This is a genomic window from Mycobacterium sp. TY814 (genome assembly GCF_030755175.1).
Taxonomy (GTDB): Bacteria; Actinomycetota; Actinomycetes; order Mycobacteriales; family Mycobacteriaceae; genus Mycobacterium.
Window position 1 is genome coordinate 664598 of sequence record NZ_JAUFRY010000003.1, and the last position, 22816, is coordinate 687413.

Annotated in this window: 17 protein-coding genes; 10 read left to right on the top strand and 7 right to left on the bottom strand. The window is 66.4% G+C overall.

What is annotated here, in order from left to right; all coding sequences use genetic code 11:
- The first annotated feature begins 89 nt into the window (after nt 1-89).
- Nucleotides 90-1217 carry an NAD(P)/FAD-dependent oxidoreductase gene (locus QXH22_RS24265; RefSeq protein ID WP_306277250.1) on the top strand — a complete coding sequence of 376 codons (1128 nt, stop codon included), beginning with the start codon at nt 90-92 and terminating at the stop codon, nt 1215-1217.
- Nucleotides 1218-1220: 3 nt separating this feature from the next.
- On the opposite strand, the gene QXH22_RS24270 is transcribed toward QXH22_RS24265, so the two are convergent.
- Nucleotides 1221-2273 carry a PPE family protein gene (locus QXH22_RS24270; RefSeq protein ID WP_306277251.1) on the bottom strand — a complete coding sequence of 351 codons (1053 nt, stop codon included), beginning with the start codon at nt 2271-2273 and terminating at the stop codon, nt 1221-1223.
- A 121-nt stretch (nt 2274-2394) separates the two neighbouring features.
- On the opposite strand from QXH22_RS24270, the gene QXH22_RS24275 reads away from it, so the two are divergent.
- The 5 genes from QXH22_RS24275 to prrB all read left to right on the top strand — a co-directional run bounded on the left by QXH22_RS24275 (nt 2395) and on the right by prrB (nt 7703).
- Nucleotides 2395-3018: a TetR/AcrR family transcriptional regulator gene (locus tag QXH22_RS24275; protein WP_306246025.1), complete on the top strand. Its 624-nt coding sequence runs from the start codon at nt 2395-2397 to the stop codon at nt 3016-3018.
- Between the two features lie 104 nt (nt 3019-3122).
- Nucleotides 3123-3737: a TetR/AcrR family transcriptional regulator gene (locus tag QXH22_RS24280; RefSeq protein ID WP_306246027.1), complete on the top strand. Its 615-nt coding sequence runs from the start codon at nt 3123-3125 to the stop codon at nt 3735-3737.
- Nucleotides 3738-3831: 94 nt separating this feature from the next.
- Nucleotides 3832-5505 (top strand): FAD-binding dehydrogenase, encoded by a 1674-nt coding sequence (locus QXH22_RS24285; protein WP_306277252.1) that lies wholly within the window; start codon nt 3832-3834, stop codon nt 5503-5505.
- A 130-nt stretch (nt 5506-5635) separates the two neighbouring features.
- Nucleotides 5636-6337, top strand: coding sequence for a two-component system response regulator PrrA (prrA, locus tag QXH22_RS24290; RefSeq protein WP_036364553.1), 702 nt, complete (start codon nt 5636-5638; stop codon nt 6335-6337).
- A gap of 25 nt (nt 6338-6362) precedes the next feature.
- Nucleotides 6363-7703 (top strand): two-component system sensor histidine kinase PrrB, encoded by a 1341-nt coding sequence (gene prrB, locus QXH22_RS24295; RefSeq protein ID WP_306246482.1) that lies wholly within the window; start codon nt 6363-6365, stop codon nt 7701-7703.
- A 40-nt stretch (nt 7704-7743) separates the two neighbouring features.
- Here the strand turns inward: prrB and QXH22_RS24300 are convergent, their stop codons facing one another.
- Genes QXH22_RS24300 through QXH22_RS24310 form a run of 3 tightly spaced genes read right to left on the bottom strand, consistent with a single transcriptional unit; the run spans nt 7744 to nt 10779 of the window.
- Nucleotides 7744-8430, bottom strand: coding sequence for a hypothetical protein (locus QXH22_RS24300; RefSeq protein WP_306277374.1), 687 nt, complete (start codon nt 8428-8430; stop codon nt 7744-7746).
- On the bottom strand, nt 8430-9737 hold the full coding sequence (locus tag QXH22_RS24305; protein WP_306277253.1) for a hypothetical protein: 1308 nt from the start codon (nt 9735-9737) through the stop codon (nt 8430-8432). Before QXH22_RS24305 ends, QXH22_RS24300 begins: the two co-directional genes overlap by 1 nt.
- Nucleotides 9738-9750: 13 nt before the next feature.
- A complete protein-coding gene (locus QXH22_RS24310) occupies nt 9751-10779 on the bottom strand; it encodes an OmpA family protein (protein WP_306246033.1) in 1029 nt (342 codons plus the stop codon).
- A gap of 99 nt (nt 10780-10878) precedes the next feature.
- Here QXH22_RS24310 and QXH22_RS24315 point away from each other — a divergent pair, with 99 nt between their 5' ends.
- Together QXH22_RS24315 and QXH22_RS24320 are read left to right on the top strand one after the other, a co-directional pair.
- A complete protein-coding gene (locus QXH22_RS24315; protein WP_306246035.1) occupies nt 10879-11142 on the top strand; it encodes a DUF2630 family protein in 264 nt (87 codons plus the stop codon).
- A 9-nt stretch (nt 11143-11151) separates the two neighbouring features.
- Nucleotides 11152-12702 (top strand): NAD(P)/FAD-dependent oxidoreductase, encoded by a 1551-nt coding sequence (locus QXH22_RS24320; RefSeq protein ID WP_306277254.1) that lies wholly within the window; start codon nt 11152-11154, stop codon nt 12700-12702.
- 148 nt (nt 12703-12850) lie between these two features.
- Here QXH22_RS24320 and QXH22_RS24325 read toward each other — a convergent pair whose 3' ends face one another.
- Nucleotides 12851-14143, bottom strand: coding sequence for a citrate synthase (locus QXH22_RS24325; RefSeq protein WP_306246039.1), 1293 nt, complete (start codon nt 14141-14143; stop codon nt 12851-12853).
- A 194-nt stretch (nt 14144-14337) separates the two neighbouring features.
- Here QXH22_RS24325 and QXH22_RS24330 point away from each other — a divergent pair, with 194 nt between their 5' ends.
- Entirely contained in the window at nt 14338-17526 is a 3189-nt protein-coding gene (locus tag QXH22_RS24330; RefSeq protein WP_306277255.1) for an AAA family ATPase, read from the top strand.
- On the opposite strand, the gene QXH22_RS24335 is transcribed toward QXH22_RS24330, so the two are convergent.
- Complete coding sequence (locus QXH22_RS24335) at nt 17515-18294, bottom strand: acyltransferase domain-containing protein (protein WP_306277256.1); 780 nt, start codon at nt 18292-18294, stop codon at nt 17515-17517. The two genes, QXH22_RS24330 and QXH22_RS24335, sit on opposite strands and share 12 nt — an antisense overlap.
- A 66-nt stretch (nt 18295-18360) precedes the next feature.
- Nucleotides 18361-20976, bottom strand: coding sequence for a LuxR family transcriptional regulator (locus QXH22_RS24340; RefSeq protein ID WP_306277257.1), 2616 nt, complete (start codon nt 20974-20976; stop codon nt 18361-18363).
- 190 nt (nt 20977-21166) lie between these two features.
- Between QXH22_RS24340 and QXH22_RS24345 the strand changes: the two genes are divergently transcribed.
- On the top strand, nt 21167-22732 hold the full coding sequence (locus tag QXH22_RS24345; protein ID WP_306246048.1) for a PE family protein: 1566 nt from the start codon (nt 21167-21169) through the stop codon (nt 22730-22732).
- The last annotated feature ends 84 nt before the right edge of the window (nt 22733-22816 follow it).

The following is a 22816-nucleotide window of genomic DNA, read 5'->3' on the forward strand; positions in this document are numbered from 1 at the left end:
TGTAGGCCAACAAGTGTTGACATACGTGCCGCGACGCGCGCATGATGGCCATGTCAACAGTTGTTGACTTCGCTGACGAGGAGGTCACCATGAACGACACCGATGTCCTGGTAGTGGGTGCCGGGCCCACCGGGCTCACCTTGGCGGGCTCGTTGGTCACCCGCGGGGTCGATGCGGTGGTGGTCGACGCACTGCCCGCCGGCGCCAACACCTCCCGTGCCGCCGTGGTCAATGCCCGCAGCCTGGAACTGCTCGAAGAACTCGATGTTTCCCGGCGTCTGGTCAAGGCCGGACTGGCGGCGCCGCGATTCACCATGCGCCAGGGATCGCGCGTACTGATTCCCGTCGACTTCAGCGACCTGCCGACCTGTTATCCGTACAGCCTGATGATCTCGCAGGCCGAGACCGAGCGGGCGCTGGAAGAACGCCTGAATGAATTGAACGCCAATGTGATTCGGCCCAAGAGGCTGAGCAACCTCAAGCAGGACACGACTGGCGTCACAGCCACTTTCGACGACGGTGACACCATCCGCGCCGGCTACGTCGTCGGCGCCGACGGGATGCACAGCACCATTCGGCAGCAAGCCGGAATCGGCTTCGCCGGAGGGGAGTTCGCCGAGTCCTTCGCCCTGGCCGACGTGCGCGTCACCGGCGACGCGCCGGTCGACGAGGTGATCCTCTTCTACGGCAGCGAGGGCTTGACGGTGCTGGCGCCGCTGCCCGACGGCATCTACCGCATCGTGGCCCCGTCGGCGCAGGCCCCCCGGGTACCGACGATCGAGTTCGCCCAGAGTTTGCTGGACAGCCGCGGCTTCGGACCCGGACGCACCGTTGTCACCGAGTTGGTCTGGGGATCGCGCTTCCGGATACAGCATCGCGTCGCCGACACCTATCGGGCGGGCCGGCTGCTACTGGCCGGGGATGCCGCTCATGTGCACAGCCCCGCCGGCGGCCAGGGCATGAACCTGGGCATCAACGACGCGGCGGCGCTGGCCGAAGCGCTCACCGACGGATCCGAGTCCCGACTCGACGCCTACAGCGCGACGCAGCGAGAACGGGCCCGGCAGGTGCTGAGGCTGACCGGGCGCCTGACGAAGGTGTCGAACATGCCCCGCCCGCTGCGTCCGGTGCGCAACTCGGCCCTGCGCCTCGCGGCGCACGTTCCTGCGATACGGCGGCAACTGGCGTGGCGGCTGAGTGGCCTGGTCAACCGGTGACCGTCACACCCCGACCCGGGGAATCACGCTCGGCCGCTGCTGCACGACATGCGGGCTGGCGCCACCTCCGATACGGCCAGGCATCCCGCCGTTAGCACCGCCCCCAGTCGGCATCGGCATCATCGGCATCCCGGCACCCGCACCGGCAGCCGCCTCGGCACCGGCGAGCGTTGCGGCACCGGCCAGGCCGGTGCCCGGCAACGCCGACACGCCCCGCGCCTCAGGAACCGACCCGACCCAACTCTGCGGCACTGATAACGCACCGACGGTGCGCGCCTGACCCAGACCCGCTGCCGCACCAAACCCGGCTCCACCCCCCGGCCTGGTAGCTTCCGCCGCCGCGATGAGAGGCACCTCCGACGACTCCGAGGCGCCTGCCAGTGCGGCACCGCCCGGCGCTGCACCGCCGCCAAAACTGGAAAGCGGCGTCATGGCCATGCCGACCGCGGTCGACACCAGTTGCACGCCCTGCGACACGGCATCCAGCGGGATCGCCTGCGCCACCGCCACCGCCTGCGATGCCATGCCCGCGAGGTCGGCGGGCAACGCACTGAACGGCGTCAAAGCGACGGCGACCGACACCGCGTCGGCAAGGTAGCCCACCATCGCGAGCACGTCCTGAACCCACATATCGACGTACACGAAGTCCGTTGCCGCGATCGCCGGCGTGTTCTGGCCCAGGAAGTTGGTCGCGATCAGTGCCAGTTGCTGCATCCGGTTGGCCGCTACCTCCGCTGGATGCACCGTCGCCGACCGAGCCGCCTCGTACGCCGTCGCCGCCGCACGAGCCTGCATCCCAGCCATCTCGGCGATGCCGGACGAGGCACTCAGCCACCCCACGTAGCCCGACGCGATGCCGACCATCGCTGCCGCCGCAGATCCGGCCCACGAGCCGTCGATCAGGTCGGCAATCACCGAATCGAAGGACGACGCCGACGCCTGCAGCTCAGCGGCGACCCCATCCCAGGCCGCCGCCGCCGAGAACAACGGACCCGCTCCCGCCCCGCCGTACATCCGCGCCGAGTTCACTTCCGGCGCCAGCATCTCGAAACCCATCACATCCACCCACCTCCATCGATCACTATCCAAAACATACATTTGTGTATACGATGCGTCAATACATTTTATGCTACTGTGTATCTGATACCTGCATGGATCACTGGAAGGTGAAGGACCGATGTCATCAGCGAGCACCGCAAAGGCGACGCGAGTAACCAAACGCCGCGCTGAAACCCGGGGGCGGCTGATCGACGCGGCAATAGAGGTCTTCGCCCAGAAGGGCTACGGACAAGTGACCATCAAGGACGTGTGCACCGCCGCCGGCTACACGCGCGGCGCGTTCTACTCACAGTTCGAAAGCCTCGAAGAGCTGCTGTTCGTCATCTATCACCAGTGGACGAGCCAGATTGCCGAACAGGTGCGCAGCGCCGTGCACGCCGGCGACCCGGTCAACGATCTGCCCGGAATCGTCGCCACCATCGTGGAGACCCTGCTGCTCGAGCGTGAGTGGCTATTGATCAAGGTCGACCTGCTGGCGGTGGCCGCCCGGAAGCCAGAGCTGGCCCAGCGCTGGTCGGTCCACCGCGGCAAGCTGCGGACGACCATCGAGGAGCTGCTCACCGCCCGCGGCATCGGATCGCACGAGTCGATCGGCACGGCAAGCGAGACGGCCCAGGCCATCATCGCCCTCTACGACGGTCTGGCCACTCAGTTACTCCTGGAGAACGACGACGGCGCCGCCCGCGCCAGGCTCATCCAGCTGCTCAACGTAGTGCTGACACCCAGCCGAACCGAGTCCTGAAACCGCGGAGTTTCGGCAAGTCGGTGACATTCACCCCCCAATGTGGCACGTCACGTATCCGATGTGGCAATGTATCGGCTACATAGCGAACAGGGGGTGCACTTATGTCCACTGCAACCACCGCTGCAAAGCCGCCGCGCGTCACCAAACGCCGGGCCGAGACCCGCGCCCGGCTCATGGATGCGGCGTTCCGGGTATTTGCAGAAAAAGGCTACGGCCACGTCACGATCGAGGACGTGTGCGAGGCCGCCGGCTACACCCGCGGCGCGTTCTATTCGCAGTTTGAGAGTTTGGAGGAGTTGTTCTTCCTCCTCTACGACGAGTGGGCGGGCCGCACCGCGGAGCAGGTCCGGGCCGCCATGGAAGGCGCCGACGCGGTCGTCGACCTGTCAGGAGTCGTGGAGCGAATCGTCGACACACTGCTTCTCGAGCGCGACTGGCTGCTGATCAAGTTCGATTTCCTGCTGTATTCGGCGCGCAATCCCGAACTGGCGCACCGCTGGGAGGTCCATCGTGCGCAACTGCGCAAAGTCATCGAGGAACGGCTGATCGCCAGCGGCATCGGCTTCCACAAGGCGATCGACAGCGTCACCGATACGGCTCGCGCCATCATCGCCGCCTACGACGGAGTCAGCGTTCAGCTACTACTGGACAGTGACCAGGCCGCGGCGCGCGCCTGGCTGACCCAGCTGATGAATGTCGTGCTGACTCGCGATTGACCACCGGTAACGATCCTTCCGATGCGTCTCTGAATATGATACATTGGTGTATCTAGTTCGTTGGTGAGCGTTTTGCGCACGGAAGGGCTGTCTCATGGACGCTGATGTCATCGTTGTCGGTGCGGGTCTGGCCGGGTTGGTCGCCACCCACGAACTGACCCGGCGCGGCAAGAAGGTCGCGGTGGTTGACCAGGAAAACGAGGCCAACCTGGGCGGTCAAGCGTTCTGGTCGTTCGGCGGCCTGTTCTTGGTCGACACCCCCGAGCAACGCGTGCTGGGGATCAAGGACTCCCTCGAGCTGGCCTGGAACGACTGGTCCGGCAGCGCGGGATTCGATCGCCTCGACGACGAGGATGTATGGGCGGCCAGGTGGGCGCGGGCGTACGTCGAGTTCGCCGCAGGTGAGAAGCGGTCGTACCTGACCGACCTCGGCATCAGGTTCATGCCCACGGTGGGGTGGGCCGAGCGTGGGGATCTGCGTGCCGACGGACACGGAAATTCGGTGCCGCGTTTCCACGTCGCCTGGGGGACGGGCACCGGAGTTGTTGAGCCCTTTGTCAACTCGGCCCTCGACGCCGCACAGGACAACCAGGTCGCGTTCTATCACCGCCATCGCGTGGACGAGCTGGTGTTCACCGACGGCGCGGTCACCGGCATCAGAGGCGCGGTGCTGGCCCCCGACGACGCGGTGCGGGGCGCACCGTCTAACCGCGACGTGGTTGGCGAATTCGAACTGTCGGCGCAGGCCGTGATCATCACGACCGGTGGCATCGGCGGCAATCACGAGATGGTTCGGCGGTACTGGCCGGAGCGGATGGGCACCCCACCGTTGTCGATGATCACCGGAGTCCCGGAATACGTCGATGGACGCATGCTGGACATCGCCCATGACAGCGGCGTCCGCCTCGTCAACCGGGACCGGATGTGGCACTACACCGAGGGCGTCAGGAACTGGGATCCGATCTGGCCCAAGCACGCCATCCGCATCATCCCGGGGCCGTCGTCAATGTGGTTCGACGCGCTCGGCCGCCGGCTGCCGGCGCCGTACCTGCCCGGCTACGACACCCTGGGCACGCTGAAGTACCTGCGAACCAACCCCGAAATCGCGAAGTACGACCACTCCTGGTACGTGCTGACGCAAAAGATCATCAAGAAAGAGTTCGCCCTGTCCGGTTCGGAACAGAACCCCGATATCACCGGGAAGAGCCTGATGAAGGTGCTGCAACAACGCTTCTTCAACAAGGACGCGACGGGTCCGGTGGAGGCGTTCAAGGCCCACGGCGCCGACTTCGTGGTCGCTGACAACCTCGAAGATCTGGTCGCGAAGATGAACGCCCTGACCGACGAACCACTGCTGGACCCGGCCGGCATCCGCGCCCAGCTCGAGTCCCGCGACCTGCAGATCGCCAACCCGTTCTGCAAGGACGTTCAGGTGCAGGGCATCCGCAACGCCCGGCGGGCGCTGGGCGATCGACTGGGCCGGGTCGCCGCGCCGCACCGCATCCTGGACCCGAAAGCCGGGCCGCTGATCGCCGCTAAATTGCACATCCTGACCCGAAAGACGTTGGGCGGCATACAAACTGATTTGCGCTCACGCGCCATGGGCAACGACGGTCAGACCCCCATCCCTGGGCTGTACGCGGCTGGCGAGGTCGCCGGATTCGGCGGCGGCGGGGTGCACGGATACAACGCCCTGGAGGGGACGTTCCTGGGCGGCTGCATCTTCTCCGGCCGGGCCGCGGGCCGCGGCGCCGCGGACGACCTCTAACCCTCGCGTAACCCTCGCGAGCAGACACAAACTCCCACCTTAAACGGGTTTTTCGTGCGAGTTTGTGTCTGCTCGCCGGCGGGAGGTGCGCCTCCCACCGCCGTCGCGCACAATCAGGCAAGATAGGCGCATGGACACTGGTGTGAACTCACCTCGGGTCTTGGTGGTCGACGACGACTCCGATGTGCTCGCTTCGCTGGAACGTGGTCTGCGGCTGTCCGGATTCGAGGTGTCGACCGCGGTCGACGGCGCCGAAGCCCTGCGCAGCGCCACCGAGACCCGGCCGGATGCGATCGTTCTCGACATCAATATGCCCGTGCTGGACGGTGTCAGCGTGGTCACCGCGCTGCGAGCCATGGATAACGACGTGCCCGTGTGTGTGCTGAGTGCCCGCAGCTCCGTCGACGACCGGGTGGCCGGGCTGGAAGCCGGCGCCGACGACTACCTGGTCAAGCCATTCGTACTGGCCGAGTTGGTGGCGCGGGTGCGCGCTCTGCTGCGCCGGCGCGGTGCCACCGCCACCTCATCCTCGGAAACCATCACGGTGGGTCCGCTGGAAGTGGATATCCCCGGCCGTCGCGCCCGGGTCAACGGCGTCGACGTCGACCTCACGAAGCGGGAGTTCGACTTACTGGCCGTGCTGGCCGAGCACAAGACAGCGGTACTGTCCCGCGCGCAACTGCTGGAACTGGTCTGGGGCTACGACTTCGCCGCCGACACCAACGTCGTCGACGTCTTTATCGGATACCTGCGGCGCAAGCTGGAGGCCAACGGCGGCCCGCGGCTTCTGCACACCGTCCGCGGAGTCGGTTTCGTGCTCAGGATGCAATGAGCGCGGTAGGTGCCTGATGGTGGCAGTGAATATCCTGTCGCGAATCTTCGCCCGCACGCCGTCGCTCCGGACTCGGGTGGTGGTCGCGACGGTCATCGGCGCTGCCATCCCGGTGCTGATTGTCGGCGCCGTCGTCTGGGTGGGCATCACGAAGGACCGCAAGGAACGCCTCGACCGCCGGCTGGATGAGGCCGCGGGCTTCGCCATCCCGTTCGTGCCCCGTGGCCTGGATGAGATACCGCGCTCCCCCAACGACCAGGACGCGCTGATCACCGTCCGCCGTGGCAACGTGATCAAGTCGAACACCGACATCAACCTGCCGAAATTGCAGGCCGACTACGCCGATACCTTCATCCACGGGGTGCGTTACCGGGTGCGCACGGTCGAGATTCCGGGCCCGGAACCCACCTCGGTTGCCGTCGCCGCGACGTATGACGCCACCTATGCCGAGACCAACAACTTGCATCGGCGCGTGCTGTTGATCTGTACCTTGGCCATCGGCGCAGCAGCCGTATTCGCTTGGCTGCTCGCTGCTTTCGCGGTGCGACCATTCAAACAACTCGCCGAACAGACTCGGTCGATCGATGCGGGTGACGAAGCCCCGAGGGTTGAAGTGCATGGCGCCAGCGAAGCCGTCGAGATCGCCGAAGCCATGCGGGGGATGCTGCAACGCATCTGGAACGAGCAGAACCGGACGCAGGAGGCGCTGGCCTCGGCCCGCGACTTCGCCGCGGTCTCCTCGCACGAGCTGCGTACCCCGCTGACCGCGATGCGGACCAACCTCGAGGTACTGGCGACCCTCGACCTACCCGACGACCAACGCAAAGAAGTGCTCAGCGACGTGATCCGCACCCAGTCGCGGATCGAGGCGACGCTGAGCGCGCTCGAACGGTTGGCCCAGGGCGAACTGTCCACCTCCGACGACCATGTGCCCGTAGACATCACCGATCTGCTCGACCGCGCGGCCCACGACGCTACCCGCATCTATCCCGATCTCGATGTCTCCCTCGTGCCTTCGCCGACCTGCATCATCGTCGGGATGCCGGCCGGGTTGCGGCTGGCAGTCGACAACGCCATCGCCAACGCCGTCAAGCATGGTGGCGCCACCCACGTCCAGCTGTCCGCGGTCAGCTCGCGGGCCGGGGTCGAGATCGCCATCGACGACGACGGCAGTGGGGTGCCCGAGCAGGAGCGCCAAGTCGTGTTCGAGCGGTTCTCCAGGGGCTCGACGGCGTCGCATTCAGGGTCCGGTCTCGGGCTGGCTCTGGTCGCCCAGCAGGCAGACCTGCACGGGGGGACCGCATCGCTGGAGAGCAGCCCGCTGGGCGGGGCGCGCCTGGTGTTGCGGCTTCCCGGGCCGAGTTAGCGGCTCGCGCCATACCCCCCGCGCCTGGGACGTCTCCGGGTCAGCCTTTTCGCGTGCTCCTGCACCATGGCGTGAAAAACGCGCGGGTGGCGAATCCCTCGTCCTGGAACCAGACTTGGGCTTCCGTGTCGTCGTAGCACTCGTCCTCGGGGGTAAAGAAGAGCCGAGAATCCATGCGTCCCTTGATCGTCCACCCCTCAGGCCCGCTGCCGTCGAGGTTGGCGCGCATCGAACCGGGACCGTAGGGCGCGTACGGCATCAGCGGGAGCACCACCGTCTGCGCCTCACTGCTGACGGGAATCTTCTCCGTTTCGGCATCTTTCGGCACCGGCCTGCGCCTGGGCGGAGCACCTTTTGGCCTCGCCTTCTTGGCGGGTACCTTCTTTGCCGGCCTCTTGCGCGGGACCGGAATCCGTTCCGTCGCAGGATCATTGGAGATAGCGATTCGTTCTGTAGCCGCGTCGGCGGAAATTGGCTTTCGTTTTCTCGGCGGCGCCTTGGAGACGGCTTTCTTCTTCGCCGGTCCCGGTTTGGCGGCGGGCAGCTTCTTCGTCGGCGCTTCGACGGCAGCGGTTTTCATCGCCGGCTCAGGCTTGGGGCGCGGTCGCGGTTCGGCAAGAACCCAGGCCGGCACCTGGGTTTTGGTGGGTCGCACCATCAAAGTGAACGTCAATACCATGCCGAGTCCGAACGACACGCCTGCCAGCCACCAATGCACGTGGGCGATCACCGCTTCACTCCGATTCCCGGCCATTGAGACGGCGGGCCCGGCCACTGTGGCTGCCGCAATTCGGATTCGGGTGTTTCGGCCTCGTCGTCCTCGACCGCGTCGGGGCTAGGCCACTGCGACGCGGACCCGGACCATTGCGGCTCTGACTGTTCGGGCTCGGGTTGTGACGCCTCGGCCACCTCGGGCTCAGGTGCCGGCTCTGGCTCGGGTTCCGGTTCCGGCTCCTCGGCAACTTCGGCAACTTCGGCAACTTCAGCAACCGACTGGACAATCTCCGGCTCCGCGACCTGCGAACCGGGCCATTGCGAGGCGGGTCCGGGCCACTGCGGCTGCGGCAGCACCGGGTGGGATGCTGGCACCTCCGCAACCTCGGGCTCGGGCTGGGGCTCGGGTTCGGGCTCGGGCTGGAGTTCGGGTTCGGGCTCGGGCTGGGGTTCGGGTTCGTCGGCGACTTCGGCTACCGGCTGCACGATCTCCGGCTCCACGATCTGGGGGCCTGGCCATTGTGGCTGCGCGAGCTCCGGCTCGGGTTCATAGACCTCGGCGACCTCGCGGGTCTCAGGCGCGACTTCCGGCTGTGGCGCGGGCACGGGTTCCGGCTCCGCGACGTCAACCGCCGGCTCCGCACTCTCCGGCTCCACGATCTGGGGGCCGGGCCACTGCGGCCGCGCCAACTCGTGCTCGGGTTCAGCTACCTCCGCGATCTCGAGGGGTTCAGGTGCGGATTGCGGTCCTGCGACCTCTTCCGGCGGCTCAGCGATCTCCGGCTCGACGGTCTCAGGTTCCGACACCGCAGCAACCGCAGGCTCAAGCTCAGCGGCCTCAGACTCGGCCTCGGGTTCCGGCTCGGGCTCTGGCTCTGGCTCTGGCTCTGGCTCTGACTCGGGCTCCGCGACCTCCGCAACCGGCTCTGCAAGCTCCGCCTCAACCGTCCCAGGTTCCGACGCCTCGGCAACCTCGGACTCGGCATGCGAGGGCTCGGACGCCGGTACCGCGGCATTCTCGGTGGCCGGCTGGACGGAGTCAGGCCAGAGCAACTGCTCAAACGTCTCGGACTCTTCTGCCGACGCCACAACGGGCCCGGTGAGCAGAGGTTGCGGCACCCCGCTCTCGGTCACGGACTCGACGGCCGGCTGCGGTTCGGCCGCCTCGGGAACCGCTTCCGCGACTGGCTCGGGGGCAGTCTCCTCGGGCGCCGGTTTCGGCTTGTCGGACTTGATCAGCAGGGCGGCGATCCCGTAGGCAACGGCCGACCCGGCTACGAAAGCAGCCAGGTAGACCAACCACTGGATCAGGAAACCCATGCTTGATTCTCCCCTAGCTCACCACAAGCTCGGCGCGCCGGTTCTTCGCGCGCCCCTCGGCCGTGTCGTTACTGGCTATCGGATTGGAGGAGCCCAGACCCTTGGCCGTCACGCGATCGCGGGATACCCCGTTGGCGATGAGGTACTCGGCGACGGCGGTGGCCCGCTGAGCACTCAGCGGAATGTTGATGCCTTCGGCGCTGGCGTTGTCGGTGTATCCGTTGACCGTGATGCGGGCGGCCGGGCATGCCTTCAGCTGGTCGGCAACCCGGATGAGGATCTGGTTGTCGTCCGGAGTGAGGCTCACCCCGTCACTGCCGAAGGAGAGCGGACCACCCGTCATCTTGTTGAGAACCGCCTGCAGGTCGTTGCACGCCCCCGGGCCGGGAGGGGGCACGGCAGTCGCCTGCGGCGCGTTCGGGGTGATCTGGCCCCTGGCCACGATCGCGTTGGCCACGTTCACGCCCGGCCAGACGCTGACCACCGCACGTTCCACGGCGTCCTTTTGATCCGGCGATGCGGTGCCGCCCAGCGTGACGGTGTCTTTCTCGACCTTCAGGCTGAAATCGGGGATCGGCGCGCCCGCGGTGAAGACCGGTTCTGCGTTGGTGAAGTCGAGGGTGCGCACCAGGGGGTCGATATGAATCTGGTCGATGACACTGACGCCGGGCGGCATGAGCGCTTTGAGCGCTTTCATCAGAGCCGCTTTAGCGTTGTCATCCGGGAAGTCGCCGATCAGTGTGATGCTGTTGCCGCTGCGGCTGATCGAGACCAGCGACAGCGACAGGCTGGGGGCGCTCGAGTTGTTGTTCGGACCGACAGGCGCAGCGGTGAGTGTCGGTAGGTCACCGGTCGGCGCGTTCACGCCCATCGGCCGCTCGTATGCGCCAAATCCGATCAACGCCAGCAGAAACGGGATGACTGCGACACCGATCAACCAGGGGCGGCCGGGCCGCTGACGGCGATACCGCGGGGTGCGCTGAGCCTGGTCAATGTGACCAGCGGGCGCGGGCGCTTCGTCCACCCCCACATCTGGACCCACCATCGCTCCTCACTAAACCGCCGTCATTCGCGCTTCCAGGCGATATGAGCCTACCGAGTCCCCATACGATCCCGGGGGAACGTGGGGCAGACTGGTGCGATGGCCGACGCAAACAAATCGACGGACAGTGACGCCCTGGCGCATATCCGCGAACTGGTCGCTCAGGAAAAGGCGCTGCGCGCGCAGGTGCAGCAGGGCGCGATCTCCAGCGAAGAGGAACAAGAGCGGCTCCGCCGCCTGGAAGTCGAGCTCGATCAGTGCTGGGACTTGCTGCGGCAGCGCCGGGCCCTGCGGGAAACCGGCGGAGACCCGCGTGACGCCACCGTGCGTCCGGCCGACGAGGTCGAAGGCTACATCAATTAGCGCCTGCCGATGGCTGACGCCGATTTCGATGTAGTCATCGTCGGTGGCGGCCACAACGGCCTGGTCGCCGCCGCCTATCTGGCCCGGGCGGGCTTACGGGTCCGACTTCTCGAGCGGCTGCCACAAATCGGCGGGGCCACGGTGTCTGCCCAGCTCTTCGAGGGTGTCGACGTCCGGCTGTCGCGTTACTCGTATCTGGTGAGTCTGCTGCCATCGCGCATTCTCGACGACCTCGGCGCGCGCGTGCGACTGGCCCAGCGGCCGTACTCGTCTTACACACCGGACCCGGCAACATCTGGACGCACGGGTCTCCTCGTCGGGCCGGCCGGCAGCTTCGGCGCGGTCGGAGCGGCGGACGATGAGCGCGGTTTCGCCGCCTTCTACCAGCGGTGTGGGCTGGTCACCAGGCGCCTGTGGCCCACCCTGCTCGAACCGTTGCGCACCCGCGCGCAGTCCCGCCGGCTCGTCGAGGCCAACGGTGATGCGGACGCGGCAGCAGCTTGGCGTGCGATGGTCGACGAGCCGATCGGGCACGCCATCGCCGACGCCGTATCCAGCGACCTGGTGCGCGGCGTGATCGCCACCGACGCGCTGGTCGGCACCTTCGCCCGCCTGGATGACCAATCACTGATCCAGAACATCTGCTTCCTGTATCACCTGCTCGGCGGTGGCACCGGGGACTGGAATGTCCCGGTGGGCGGCATGGGCGCGGTGTCGTTGGCACTGGCCGCCGCCGCCACTCGGTACGGAGCCGAGATATCAACTGCCGCTGAGGTTTTCGCGCTCGATCCCGCTGGCGAAGTGCGCTTTCACAGCCGTGGGGACGAACACCGGGTCCGCTGTCGTTTCATACTGGCCGGCGTCGGACCGGCGGTGCTGGCCCGCTTGCTCGGTGAGCCGGTGCCACCGGTGGCCCCGGGTCCGCAAGTCAAGGTCAACATGGTGCTCCGCCGACTGCCGCGCCTTCGCGACCGCAGTGTGCGCCCAGAGCATGCTTTCGCCGGCACGTTTCACGTCAACGAGACCTGGTCCCAACTCGATGCCGGCTACCTGCGTGCGACGTCGGGTCAGCTGCCGGATCCGTTGCCATGCGAGGCCTACTGCCACTCGCTGACCGATCCGAGCATCGTCTCGCCCGCACTGCCCGGCGTCCAGACGATGACAGTGTTCGGCTTCCACGCCCCGGCGGCCGGGACGCCCGACCCCGGCCGGTGGCGCCAGCAGCTCACTGAGGCGGTGCTGACTTCGTTGAATTCCGTTCTGGCCGAACCGATTCAGGATGTCCTGCTGCCAGATGCGCACGGCCGACCCTGTCTGGAAACAACCACCACACTGGATCTGGAGGACCGGCTGGCGATGACCGCGGGCAATATCTTCCACGGTGCGCTGTCGTGGCCGTTCGCGGAAGACGACGACCCGCTGGACACACCGTCCCGGCGGTGGGGCGTCGCCACCGCACACGATCGAATCATGCTGTGCGGTTCAGCAGCCCGCCGCGGCGGGGCGGTCTCGGGCATCGGCGGGCACAACGCCGCCATGGCCGTGCTGGCCTCGCTGTAATGGGACGGCCATTCCGCGGGCGCCGCCCCTTCCCGCCACCACAAGCAAAAGCGCCCCGGAACGCATGTTCCAGGGCGCCTTGGCGTTCCCCCGCGAGCGGGTGAGGGTACCTCCTGTAGGGGGCGTCCCCCTTGCTCGCGCTGCGTGACTAGCGGCCGTCGATCCCGACGTAGTCACGCTCGGTGTAGCCGGTGTAGATCTGGCGCGGGCGGCCGATCTTGCTGTCGCCCTCGTCGTGCATCTCACGCCAGTGCGCGATCCAGCCCGGCAGGCGGCCCAGCGCGAACAGCACGGTGAACATGCGGACCGGGAAGCCCAGCGCCCGGTAAATCAGGCCGGTGTAGAAGTCGACGTTCGGGTAGAGCTTGCGCTCGATGAAGTAGTCGTCGGTCAGCGCCGCTTCTTCCAGCTGCTTGGCGATGTCCAACAGCGGGTCGCCGCCGAGCTTGGCCAGGATCTTGTCGGCCTGCTCTTTGACGATCCGGGCCCGCGGGTCGTAGTTCTTGTAGACGCGGTGGCCGAAGCCCATCAGCTTGACACCGGCCTCGCGGTTCTTCACCTTGCGGACGAACTCGCCCACGTCGTCGCCGCTCTCGCGGATCTGCTCGAGCATCTCGAGCACCGCCTGGTTGGCGCCACCGTGCAACGGGCCCCACAGGGCGTTGATGCCGCCGGAGATCGACGTGAACAGGTTGGCCTGGGAGGACCCGACGAGCCGCACGGTCGACGTCGAACAGTTCTGCTCGTGGTCGGCGTGCAGGATCAGCAGCATGTCGAGGGCGCGGACAACCTCGGGGTCAGCCTGATACGGCTCGGCCGGCAGCCCGAACGTCATCCGCAGGAAGTTCTCCACCAGGGTCAGCGAGTTGTCCGGGTACAGGAACGGCTGACCCACCGACTTCTTGTAGGCGTAGGCCGCGATGGTCGGCAACTTAGCCAGCAGCCGGATGGTGGACAGCTCGACCTGGTGGTTGTCGGTCGGGTCGAGCGAGTCCGGGTAGTACGCCGACAGCGCGTTGACCGTGCTGGACAGCACCGGCATCGGATGAGCGTTGCGCGGGAATCCGTCGAAGAAGCGCTTGAGGTCCTCGTGCAGCATCGTGTGCAGCTGGATGCGCTGGGTGAACTCGGCCAGCTGGTCGGTGGTTGGCAGCTCGCCGTAGATCAGCAGATACGAGACCTCGATGAAGGTGGACTTCTCGGCCAGCTGGTCGATCGGGTAGCCGCGGTAGCGCAGGATGCCGGCGTCACCGTCGATGTAGGTGATCGCGCTCTTGCAGCTGGCGGTGTTGACGAAGCCGTTGTCGAAGGTGGTGTGCCCCGTCTTCGACAGCAGCGGACCCAGCGCAATGCCGTCGGCACCTTCGGTTGCATGGACGACCTTCAGGTCGATCTCGCCCCCCGGGTACTTCAGAGTTGCGGTGTCGTCGGTGTCGCCCACGAGAACCCCTTTGCGCTCAGGCTTTGATATGGCTGGCCGCCCTAGGTCCGGCATCGGTGCACTAGGTGCGTATAGGTGAAGGTAGTCGTTATCTCGACGGCGTGCCTTCCCGGGGTCGGATCTGCACGCCAGGCGCTCGATGCAGAAACCAGAACTTGCGTCAACGTGCTGGTTAGCGCGCCTATCCTTGGGCAATGACTGCGTGCGGGTCATGCGGTAACGACCTGCGGGCGAGCGCCCGGTTCTGCGACCAGTGCGGTGCCCCCGCGGCTCTTCCAGGCGACACCGCCAACTACAAGCAGGTCACGGTGCTGTTCGCCGACGTGGTGCGCTCGATGGACCTGGCGGCCGCCCTGGACATCGAGCGCCTGCGTGAAGTGATGACCGAGCTGGTGCAGCGGTCGGCGGCGGTAGTGCAACGCTTCGGCGGGACGGTGGAATACAACGGCGACGGCGTGATGGCACTGTTCGGGGCACCGGTGGCGTTGGAGGATCACGCCCTGCGTGGGTGCCTGGCCGCGCTGGCCATCCAGGACGCGGCTGCCGCGCTGGCGGCCGAGGTGGCGCGTCGGGACGGCGTGAACCTGCAACTGCGAGTGGGCCTGAATTCGGGCCGGGTCATCGCGGGTGAGATCGCGCTGGGATACGCCGCGACCGGAGAATCGGTCGGGCTGGCGCAGCGGATGGAATCCGCCGCGCCACCGGGCGGGATTCTGCTGTCGGAGTCAACGGCGAGACTGGTCGAAAACGCCGCTGTGCTTGGTGAGCCGGAGTGGGTTCGCGTCAAAGGGGCCGAGGAGCCGCTGCCCGCGCGTCGACTGTCGGCGATTTCCCGCCGGGATGCTTCCGCAGGTCGGGCCGAGGCGAACCTGGTCGGCCGGCGCTGGGAGATGGCGGCCCTGGACGCCATGGTGGACCGGGCGGTCGGAGGATACGGCGGCGTCGTGACGGTGGTGGGACCGCCCGGCATAGGCAAGAGCCGGGTCGCCCGCGAGGTCGCGGCACGCGCCGCCCACCGCGGGGTCGAGGTGTTCTGGACGTTTTGCGAGTCGCACGCCGGTGACGTCTCCTTCGGCGTGGTGGCACGGCTGCTGCGAGCGGCCAGTAACTCCGCCGACCTCGACGGCGAGGCCGCCCGGGTGCAGTTGCGGGCAACCGTGCCGCCGAACATCAACCCGCAGGACCTGTTGCTGCTCGACGATCTGCTGGGCATCGCGGATCCCGATGTGGCCCTGCCTCAAATCGACCCCGATGCGCGGCGGCGCAGATTGACCGAACTGGTCAACATGACCTCGCTTGCGCGCACTGCGCCAGCGCTTTTCATCATCGAGGACGCACACTGGATCGACGCGGCCAGCGAGTCGATGGTGGCCGACTTTCTGAGCGTCATACCCCGCACCCCATCGCTGGTGCTGATCACCTATCGCCCCGAGTACGAGGGAATGCTGACGCGCGTTGCCGGCGCGCAGAGCATCTCGCTTGCGCCTCTGGCCGATTCGGACACCGCGGCGTTGCTGGACGAGTTGCTGGGCTCTCATCCGTCGGTCGGCGACCTTGCGCCGATCATCGCCGACCGAGCCGCGGGAAACCCGTTCTTCACCGAGGAGATGGTGCGCGAGTTGGTGCAGCGCGGAGCGCTGGCCGGTAAGCGCGGCAGCTACGTCTGTTCCGCCGGTGTCGCCGAACTGAGTGTGCCGGCCACCGTGCAAGCGGCCATCGCGGCACGCATCGACCGGCTGAACCCGGCTACACGGCAGACATTGAACGCGGCGTCGGTGATCGGTGCCCGATTTGAGGCCGAACTGCTTTCGGTGCTGGGCATCGAGCCGTGGGTCGAGGAGTTGCTTCATGCGGAACTCATCGAACAGGTGCGATTCGACCGCAACGCCGAGTACGCCTTTCGCCATCCGCTCATCCACGCGGTGGCTTACGAATCGCAGTTGAAGGCCGATCGCGCTGAGTGGCACCGGCGACTGGCGACCGCCATCGAGTCGACCAGCAAGATCATGGCCGACCAGAATGCCGCACTGATCGCCGAGCACTGGGAGGCCGCCGGCGATCTGGCCGCGGCGTACGCCTGGCATATGCGCGCCGGAGTGCGGTCGGCCACCATCGACGTTCGCGCCGCGCGGGTCAATTGGGAACGGGCGATGCGCATCGCCGACCTGCTTCCCTCTGAAGAACCCGATCAGCAGGCGATGCGGATCGCACCCCGCATGATGCTGTGTGCCGTCAGCTGGCAAGCCATCCAGGAATCTCGCGGACTTTTCGAGGAGCTGCGGGAGCTGTGTACCGCGGCCGGAGACAAGGTCTCACTGGCCATCGGCATCACCGGACTGGAAACGGAGTTGATGTACAGCGGGCAGACCCGCGAGGGATCGCGGCTGGCATCCGAACAGATGGCGATGCTCGCGTCAATCGATGATCCCTCTCCGACAATAGGTTTGGCGTTCATCGCGTTCAACAACTGGTTCGACGCAGGGGAATTCGGTGAAATCGTGCGATGGTCGCAGACCGTCATCGAACTGGCTGACGGCGATCCCGTCAAGGGTGCCGAGTTCGGTTTCGGATCACCCCTTGCGGCAGCGCTGGCGTGGCGCGGCGTTGCCGGATGGTGGGTGGGCCTGCCTGGCTGGAAACAGGATCTGCTGGCCGCCTCCGACATGGCCCGGCAAAGCGATCCGACAACTCACGCCATGGTCGCGGGCTGGACCCACGGCCTGCCGATCACCTACGGGGTGTTACGACCGGAAGACTCCGCAATGCACGAACTCGAGGCGGCGGTGCAGACCGCCGAGGGGTCCAGCGCCGCCGCGCTGAGCATCGTCAAGTACGGACTGGCGATCGCGCTGCTGCACCGTGACACCGAAGCCGAGCATGACCGCGGGCTGGAACTGATGCTGCAGGTCCGCGAGATGTGGTTGCGCGAACCCATTCCCTTCCTGGTTCCGGTCGCTGAGTTGTGGGTCGCCCGGGACAAGGCTCGCCGGGGTGAATTCGACGCTCCTATCCAGGTGATGCGCAAGACGGTCGACGAGTTACGCCGGGCGGGTCGGCCCTTCTTCGAACTTCTGGGCATCGGCTTTCTGGTGGAGACGCTGCTGGAGCGCGGCGCAGACGGTGACGTGGCCGAAGCGCAGGGAGCGTTGACACGCTTGGAAAGCATTGGTGCGCCAGAGGATTGGGCCATGCGCAAGATCACGCTGCTGCGGTTGCGCGCGCTGATGGCTCGTGCGTGCGGCGACGACGACGCTTACCGGAAGCTGTTGGATCGCTATCGCAGCATGGCCCAAGCGCTTGGCTTCGACGGGCATATCGCGTGGGCGGATGTCATGGCCGCCAGAACTGCCGATTACCGGAGTGCTCATCGGTCAGATACCTGAAGGCCCGGCAGCAATCACGGTGGAGACCGCACGCTCCCCCAAGAACTGCTCGATGCCGGCAATCAGCGCCGGGTGCGGGCTGCATTCCAGGAAAGTCCGGTAGCCCCTTGTACATGACCACCGCACGGCTTCGTTGAACAGGGGGGCTTGCCCCATGTTGGCCAACCAGTAGTCGGCGTCGAGGATCGCCGTGTCCAGACCGGCGCCAGTGACCGACGAAATGAACGGGATGTCAGCGCTTCGAGGCCGCATTCGGGAAAGGGACGTGCGCAACCTCTGCCGCAGCGTGTCCACATCGACGCAATCGTTGTCCGGAGCAGGTCCAATCACATTGCTGCACAGAGTCACTACTCGCGCGGCGTCGCGCAGCGATAACCCACCCGCAACGTATGCCGCCGCGACTTCACCCAGGCGCTGACCTATCACCGCGTCCGGATGTATTCCCATCGCACGCCACTGCGCAGCAAGCGACACCGTCACCCCAAACAGCACCGGCGGTGCCACATCGACGCGATCCGGCACGGGACAACCAGCGCCGCCGAGCACTGTCTCGAGCAGCGACCACTCGACGAACTCGGCGAAAGCGTCGTCGCAGAGCCGCAGTTGGGCCCTGAAGGCGTGCGCGGATTCCACCGCCGCGATTGTGCCGCGAGCCGGCCAGGAACCCTGGCCGGGGAACACGAACACCGTTCCGCCGGCCGCAATGGCCTTCTCGGTCGGATGTTCGGTACGTACACCCGTAAGGGCGGTGAAGGTCGCTGCGTTCACAGGCCTCAATTGGCGGCTCACGCAGTCAGCATGTCCGCGTCCGCGTCGGGCCCACGCAGTATTCCGCTACTCAACTTGCCGATGCGACACCAGCGCGGCGAGTTCCTCGCGGGTGGTGGTGCCGGTTTTCGACATCGCCCGGTAGATGTGGCTTTCCACGGTGCGTACCGAAAGCGTCAGCCGATCGGCTACCGCTCGGTTGGACAATCCGGCACCGATCAGCATGACGATCTCGCGCTCCCGATCGGTGAACGGCAGCGGTTCGCTTGCCTGTCGACGCGCCGGAGTCGACACACCGCCCCACTGCTCGGCCAAGGCATCCGCCCTTTCCGCACTGCCCAAGGCCGAGCCCCGTAAGCCCTGGTTGCGGTATGCGACGGCGGCATGAGCGGCAGCGTCGATGGCAGCAACGTAGTCACCGATCTGTTCGAATTCCTCCGAGGCCGCCGCCAGTCCGCCGGCGTCGCCTGCATGCAGGGCGGCCGAGAACCGCGCCGCGACACCGACCCGTGGTCCCTCGACGACCGCTTCGAGCTCACGCAACCTGGACGTACCCGAATGATCGCCAAACTGCGCGGCGGTCTGCAGACACAGCACCTCTGCCCCAAATTGGCCTTTGGTCGAGGCATTTTGGGCCGTCGCCAGCGCGATCGAGATCGCTTCGGACACAGCACCCTGGGCGGCGGCCACCCACGCCCGCGCCAAACCGCGCTCGTAGGCCAACGACCGGAAAGGGCGACGCTGTCTGTCCAGCGCGGCGAGTTCGGCGGTCGCCTGCTTGATGGATCCGCTGAGCGCCAGGGCAGTGACGCGGGCGATGTCGTAGCGGTATCCCCAGCCCAGCGCGTGGGTGGCGGTCAGTCCCGCCACCGCGCTTTCGAGCAGCGGAACCGCGGATCGCACATTCCCCGCTCCGAGTGCGGCCCTACCCCTGATCGCGGCTCCCAGCAACTGAGCAGCCCCCGGCATGTCAGCCGCGCGTCGGCTCACCCAGTCGGCGACGTCGAGGGCCTCGGTGATCCGGCCCGCCAGCAACAGCGCGCTCACGTGCGAATCCGCGATGTTGAATGCCATCTGCGGTGCATCGAAAGAGCGCGCCGCACTGGCATATCCGGCCTCCGCGAGAGCTGCTGCTTCGCCGGCACGCCCCGCATCCGCGCTTATCGTGGCAAGGACCCAAGCGATCTCAGCGCCGACGACAGCGGGTAACTCGGTCAGTTCCAAGCTCGTCGACGCGTGCAGCGCGGCATCCGGTTCGTCGGTCGCAAACCAGTAGACCGTCAGGAAGGCATCGATATAGCTCCGCACGTGCGGTGCCGCGGTCGAAACCGCGTCGTCGATGATCTCTTTGGCGTGCACGGGGTCGCCCAGTGCCCACAGCACATTGCTGGCCCGTAGGAACGCCAGCCGGGCACGCTCGATATCGGTCAACTGGCTGGTGTCGAGACCGGCGAGCACCGCGTCGGCCTCGGCCCCCCGACCCAACCATGAAAGTGCGTGCGCGCGAACGAAACTTGCATCGGCTCCGGCGCCGGCACGCAGCGCGGCATCGCCAAGCCGATCTGCGAGTGGCAGATCCGCCAGCCAGACGGCGCCATGAGCCGCGCTGACCAGGAGGTCCGGGTCGGGTGTGAGATCGGACTCCAGACTCAGCGTGGCGCGCCGCACCACGACCTGGATGTCATCGCGGCCCTCTGACGTGGCGAGTTCAGCGGCAACGAGTCCGCGCAACCTCCGTAACCGTGTCGAGGGCGCGCGCCGCCGCCGAACCTCACCGTAGAGCGGGTGCGCCAAGCGGACCTGGACACCGCCGTCGGAGGCCTCGAGAGAGATGAGGGCACGCGTGTCGGCATCCTCTATCGCCGCCGGGTCAGCGATGCGCCTCAGGTGAGCCAACTCGAGTGGCTCGCCGACTGCGACCACGTCGACCACGTCGCTGACCGGCGCGGGTAGCGCTCCGATGCGGGACTCGATCAACTCGACCAGTCCCGGCGGCATGACGGGATCGCCGAGCCAGCGCCAGTAGCCGTCCCGGCAGATGATCCGCCGATCTGCAACCTCCTGCTCGACGATATTGCGCAGATACAGCAGGTTGCCGCGGGTGAGCCGCCAAAGCCGCTGAGTGGCAATCGGATCCACAGGGCCGCCCAGGGTGGCTGAGAGCAGCGAGCCGGCTTCCTCGAGGGACAACGGCTCCAGGTCGATTCGTTCGAATTGACCAATCCCCCATACCTCCTGCACCGCAGGGGGAATGGGCTCGCCTGCGCGGACGGTCAGCAGTACCTTCGCAGCTTCCCGCTGCACAACCTGATGGAGCACGAAAATCGAAAGGTCGTCGAGCAATTGAACGTCGTCGACGGCCAGCACCACCGGAACGCCCGCGGGCGCCGCCGTCAGTGCTTGCATGACTGCGCGCGGCAACTGCACGACGTCGTTGACTCCTGGTTGAGCCCACTCTGTGAAGGCGCCCAGCGGAATTGCCCGCGCCGCCGAGGTGCCGACGGCCCACCGGCCCTCCCAACCCCTGGCCACGGCGGCGGACAGCGCCTCACGAGCGATCCGACTCTTACCGACCCCCGCTGGACCGCATACGACGATGCCGGGGGTGTCCGAGGCCGCTAGAGCAGCTTTGATAATCCGCAGCTGCTCCAAGCGGCCGACCAGCGGCCACGACAAGCGCACGTGCGTAGCGTAAGGGTAAGCGCCGCCGATTCTCAGGTTTATCGGGCGGACCGGTGAGTTCAGGATCCGGTGCTGTCGCCACGCACGATTAAGTATCCGTCTACCTAATCCTGAGCCGCCGCTACCCGTCAGGCTGGGTCGAACGCCCCGTCCCTTCCGGTGCGCCACGCTCAATAGTTGGGGGACCGACATGTCCTACGTGACGGCAGCACCGGATTTGATGATCGCGGCCGTAACGGATTTGGCCGCTATCGAGTCGGCGCTCACCACCGCCAACACGGGCGCGTCGGCCGGGACCACGGCGGTACTCGCCGCGGGGGCCGATGAGGTGTCGGCCGCGGTCGCCGCACTGTTCTCCACCCATGGCCGGCAATATCAAGCGCTCAGCGCCCAGGCCATGCGGTTCAATGATCACTTCGCGCGCATCCTGGCAGCCGGCGCGGACTCGTACGCGGGCGCGGAGACCGCTGTCACCCGGCCCCTGCAGGGCCTGCTCGACCTCGTCAACGCGCCCTTCGTGACCCTGACCGGACGCCCGCTGATCGGCAACGGAGCCAACGTCTCCGCGCGGCCAGGACCCGCGGCTAGCGTCCAGGAGCTGCTGGCCAACCTCGGCCTGGGCAACAAGGGCGTCTCCAACGTCGGCAACGGCAACACCGGCAACAGCAACTTCGGCAGCGGCAACATCGGCGATCAGAACATCGGCGGCGGAAACACCGGCAATGCCAACCTCGGCAGCGGCAACACCGGCAGCCGAAATTTCGGCTCCGGAAATGTCGGGGACGACAACATCGGCTTCGGAAATGTCGGCACCAACCTGTATGGGGCCGGCACTCATAACGTTGGGCTGGGCAACACCGGTAACGACAACATCGGCCTGGGAAACAGCGGCAACGGAAACAGAGGCGGCGGAAACACCGGCAATTTCAACACCGGGGCCGGGAACACCGGCAACAACAACATCGGCTTCGGCAACTCCGGAAACAACAACATCGGGATCGGGCTCACCGGCAACAATCAGGTGGGCATCAACCTGGCGGGACTGCTGAACTCAGGCAGCGGCAACATCGGATTGGGGAACTCCGGTACCAACAACATCGGGCTCTTCAACTCCGGCAGCGGCAACGTCGGGATTTTCAACGCGGGCAGCAACCTCGGACAATTGCCCGGCGTCCACAACAACTTCGGCATCGGAAACTCCGGTGCCGGGAGTTTCGGCATCGGTAATACAGGAGCACTGAACACCGGCATCGGAAACGCGGGCATCGTCAACACCGGCTTCGGGAACTCCGGCAGCTATAACACCGGTATCGGCAATACCGGCGCCGTCAACAGCGGCTTCTGGAACGCAGGTCACTACAACACGGGAAACGGGAATTCAGGCGACACGAACACCGGCCTGTGGAATGCGGGTAACGCCAACACTGGTATCGGATCGGCTATCAACACCGGGCTCACCAACTCGGGCTTCAACAACACGGGCACCAATGTGTCGGGCTTCGGTAACACCGGCTCACAGATGTCGGGTCTGCTGAACACCGCCAAGGGCGGCAGCATCGAGAACCACGGAATTTCGGGCATCTCCAACCTGGCCACCGGTGGCTCAAACATCGACGGCCGGATGTCCGGCTTCTTCAACACCGCCGTGACCGCCGCGATCGCGGGCCAACCGATCGGCCGATTGAGTGGCTACAGCTCGGGCTTACTGAACATCGGCACGGGTGTAGCAGGCATTTTCGGCCTCGGTCGACTGTGAGGTCAGGCAATTCCGAAGACAGCCCCGATACCCGCGGCAATGAACGTCGCCAGCCATCGCAGGTGCTCCCTCGTTTCGTGTGGA

Excerpts from the sequence above, each read along its gene's own strand:
- QXH22_RS24315 (WP_306246035.1), top strand. The coding sequence starts at position 10,879 with ATGGCCGACGCAAACAAATCGACGGACAGTGACGCCCTGGCGCATATC.
- QXH22_RS24265 (WP_306277250.1), top strand. The coding sequence starts at position 90 with ATGAACGACACCGATGTCCTGGTAGTGGGTGCCGGGCCCACCGGGCTC.
- QXH22_RS24275 (WP_306246025.1), top strand. The coding sequence starts at position 2,395 with ATGTCATCAGCGAGCACCGCAAAGGCGACGCGAGTAACCAAACGCCGC.
- QXH22_RS24305 (WP_306277253.1), bottom strand. The coding sequence starts at position 9,737 with ATGGGTTTCCTGATCCAGTGGTTGGTCTACCTGGCTGCTTTCGTAGCC.
- QXH22_RS24330 (WP_306277255.1), top strand. The coding sequence starts at position 14,338 with ATGACTGCGTGCGGGTCATGCGGTAACGACCTGCGGGCGAGCGCCCGG.
- prrA (WP_036364553.1), top strand. The coding sequence starts at position 5,636 with ATGGACACTGGTGTGAACTCACCTCGGGTCTTGGTGGTCGACGACGAC.
- QXH22_RS24280 (WP_306246027.1), top strand. The coding sequence starts at position 3,123 with ATGTCCACTGCAACCACCGCTGCAAAGCCGCCGCGCGTCACCAAACGC.
- QXH22_RS24270 (WP_306277251.1), bottom strand. The coding sequence starts at position 2,273 with ATGGGTTTCGAGATGCTGGCGCCGGAAGTGAACTCGGCGCGGATGTAC.
- QXH22_RS24320 (WP_306277254.1), top strand. The coding sequence starts at position 11,152 with ATGGCTGACGCCGATTTCGATGTAGTCATCGTCGGTGGCGGCCACAAC.
- QXH22_RS24285 (WP_306277252.1), top strand. The coding sequence starts at position 3,832 with ATGGACGCTGATGTCATCGTTGTCGGTGCGGGTCTGGCCGGGTTGGTC.
- QXH22_RS24345 (WP_306246048.1), top strand. The coding sequence starts at position 21,167 with ATGTCCTACGTGACGGCAGCACCGGATTTGATGATCGCGGCCGTAACG.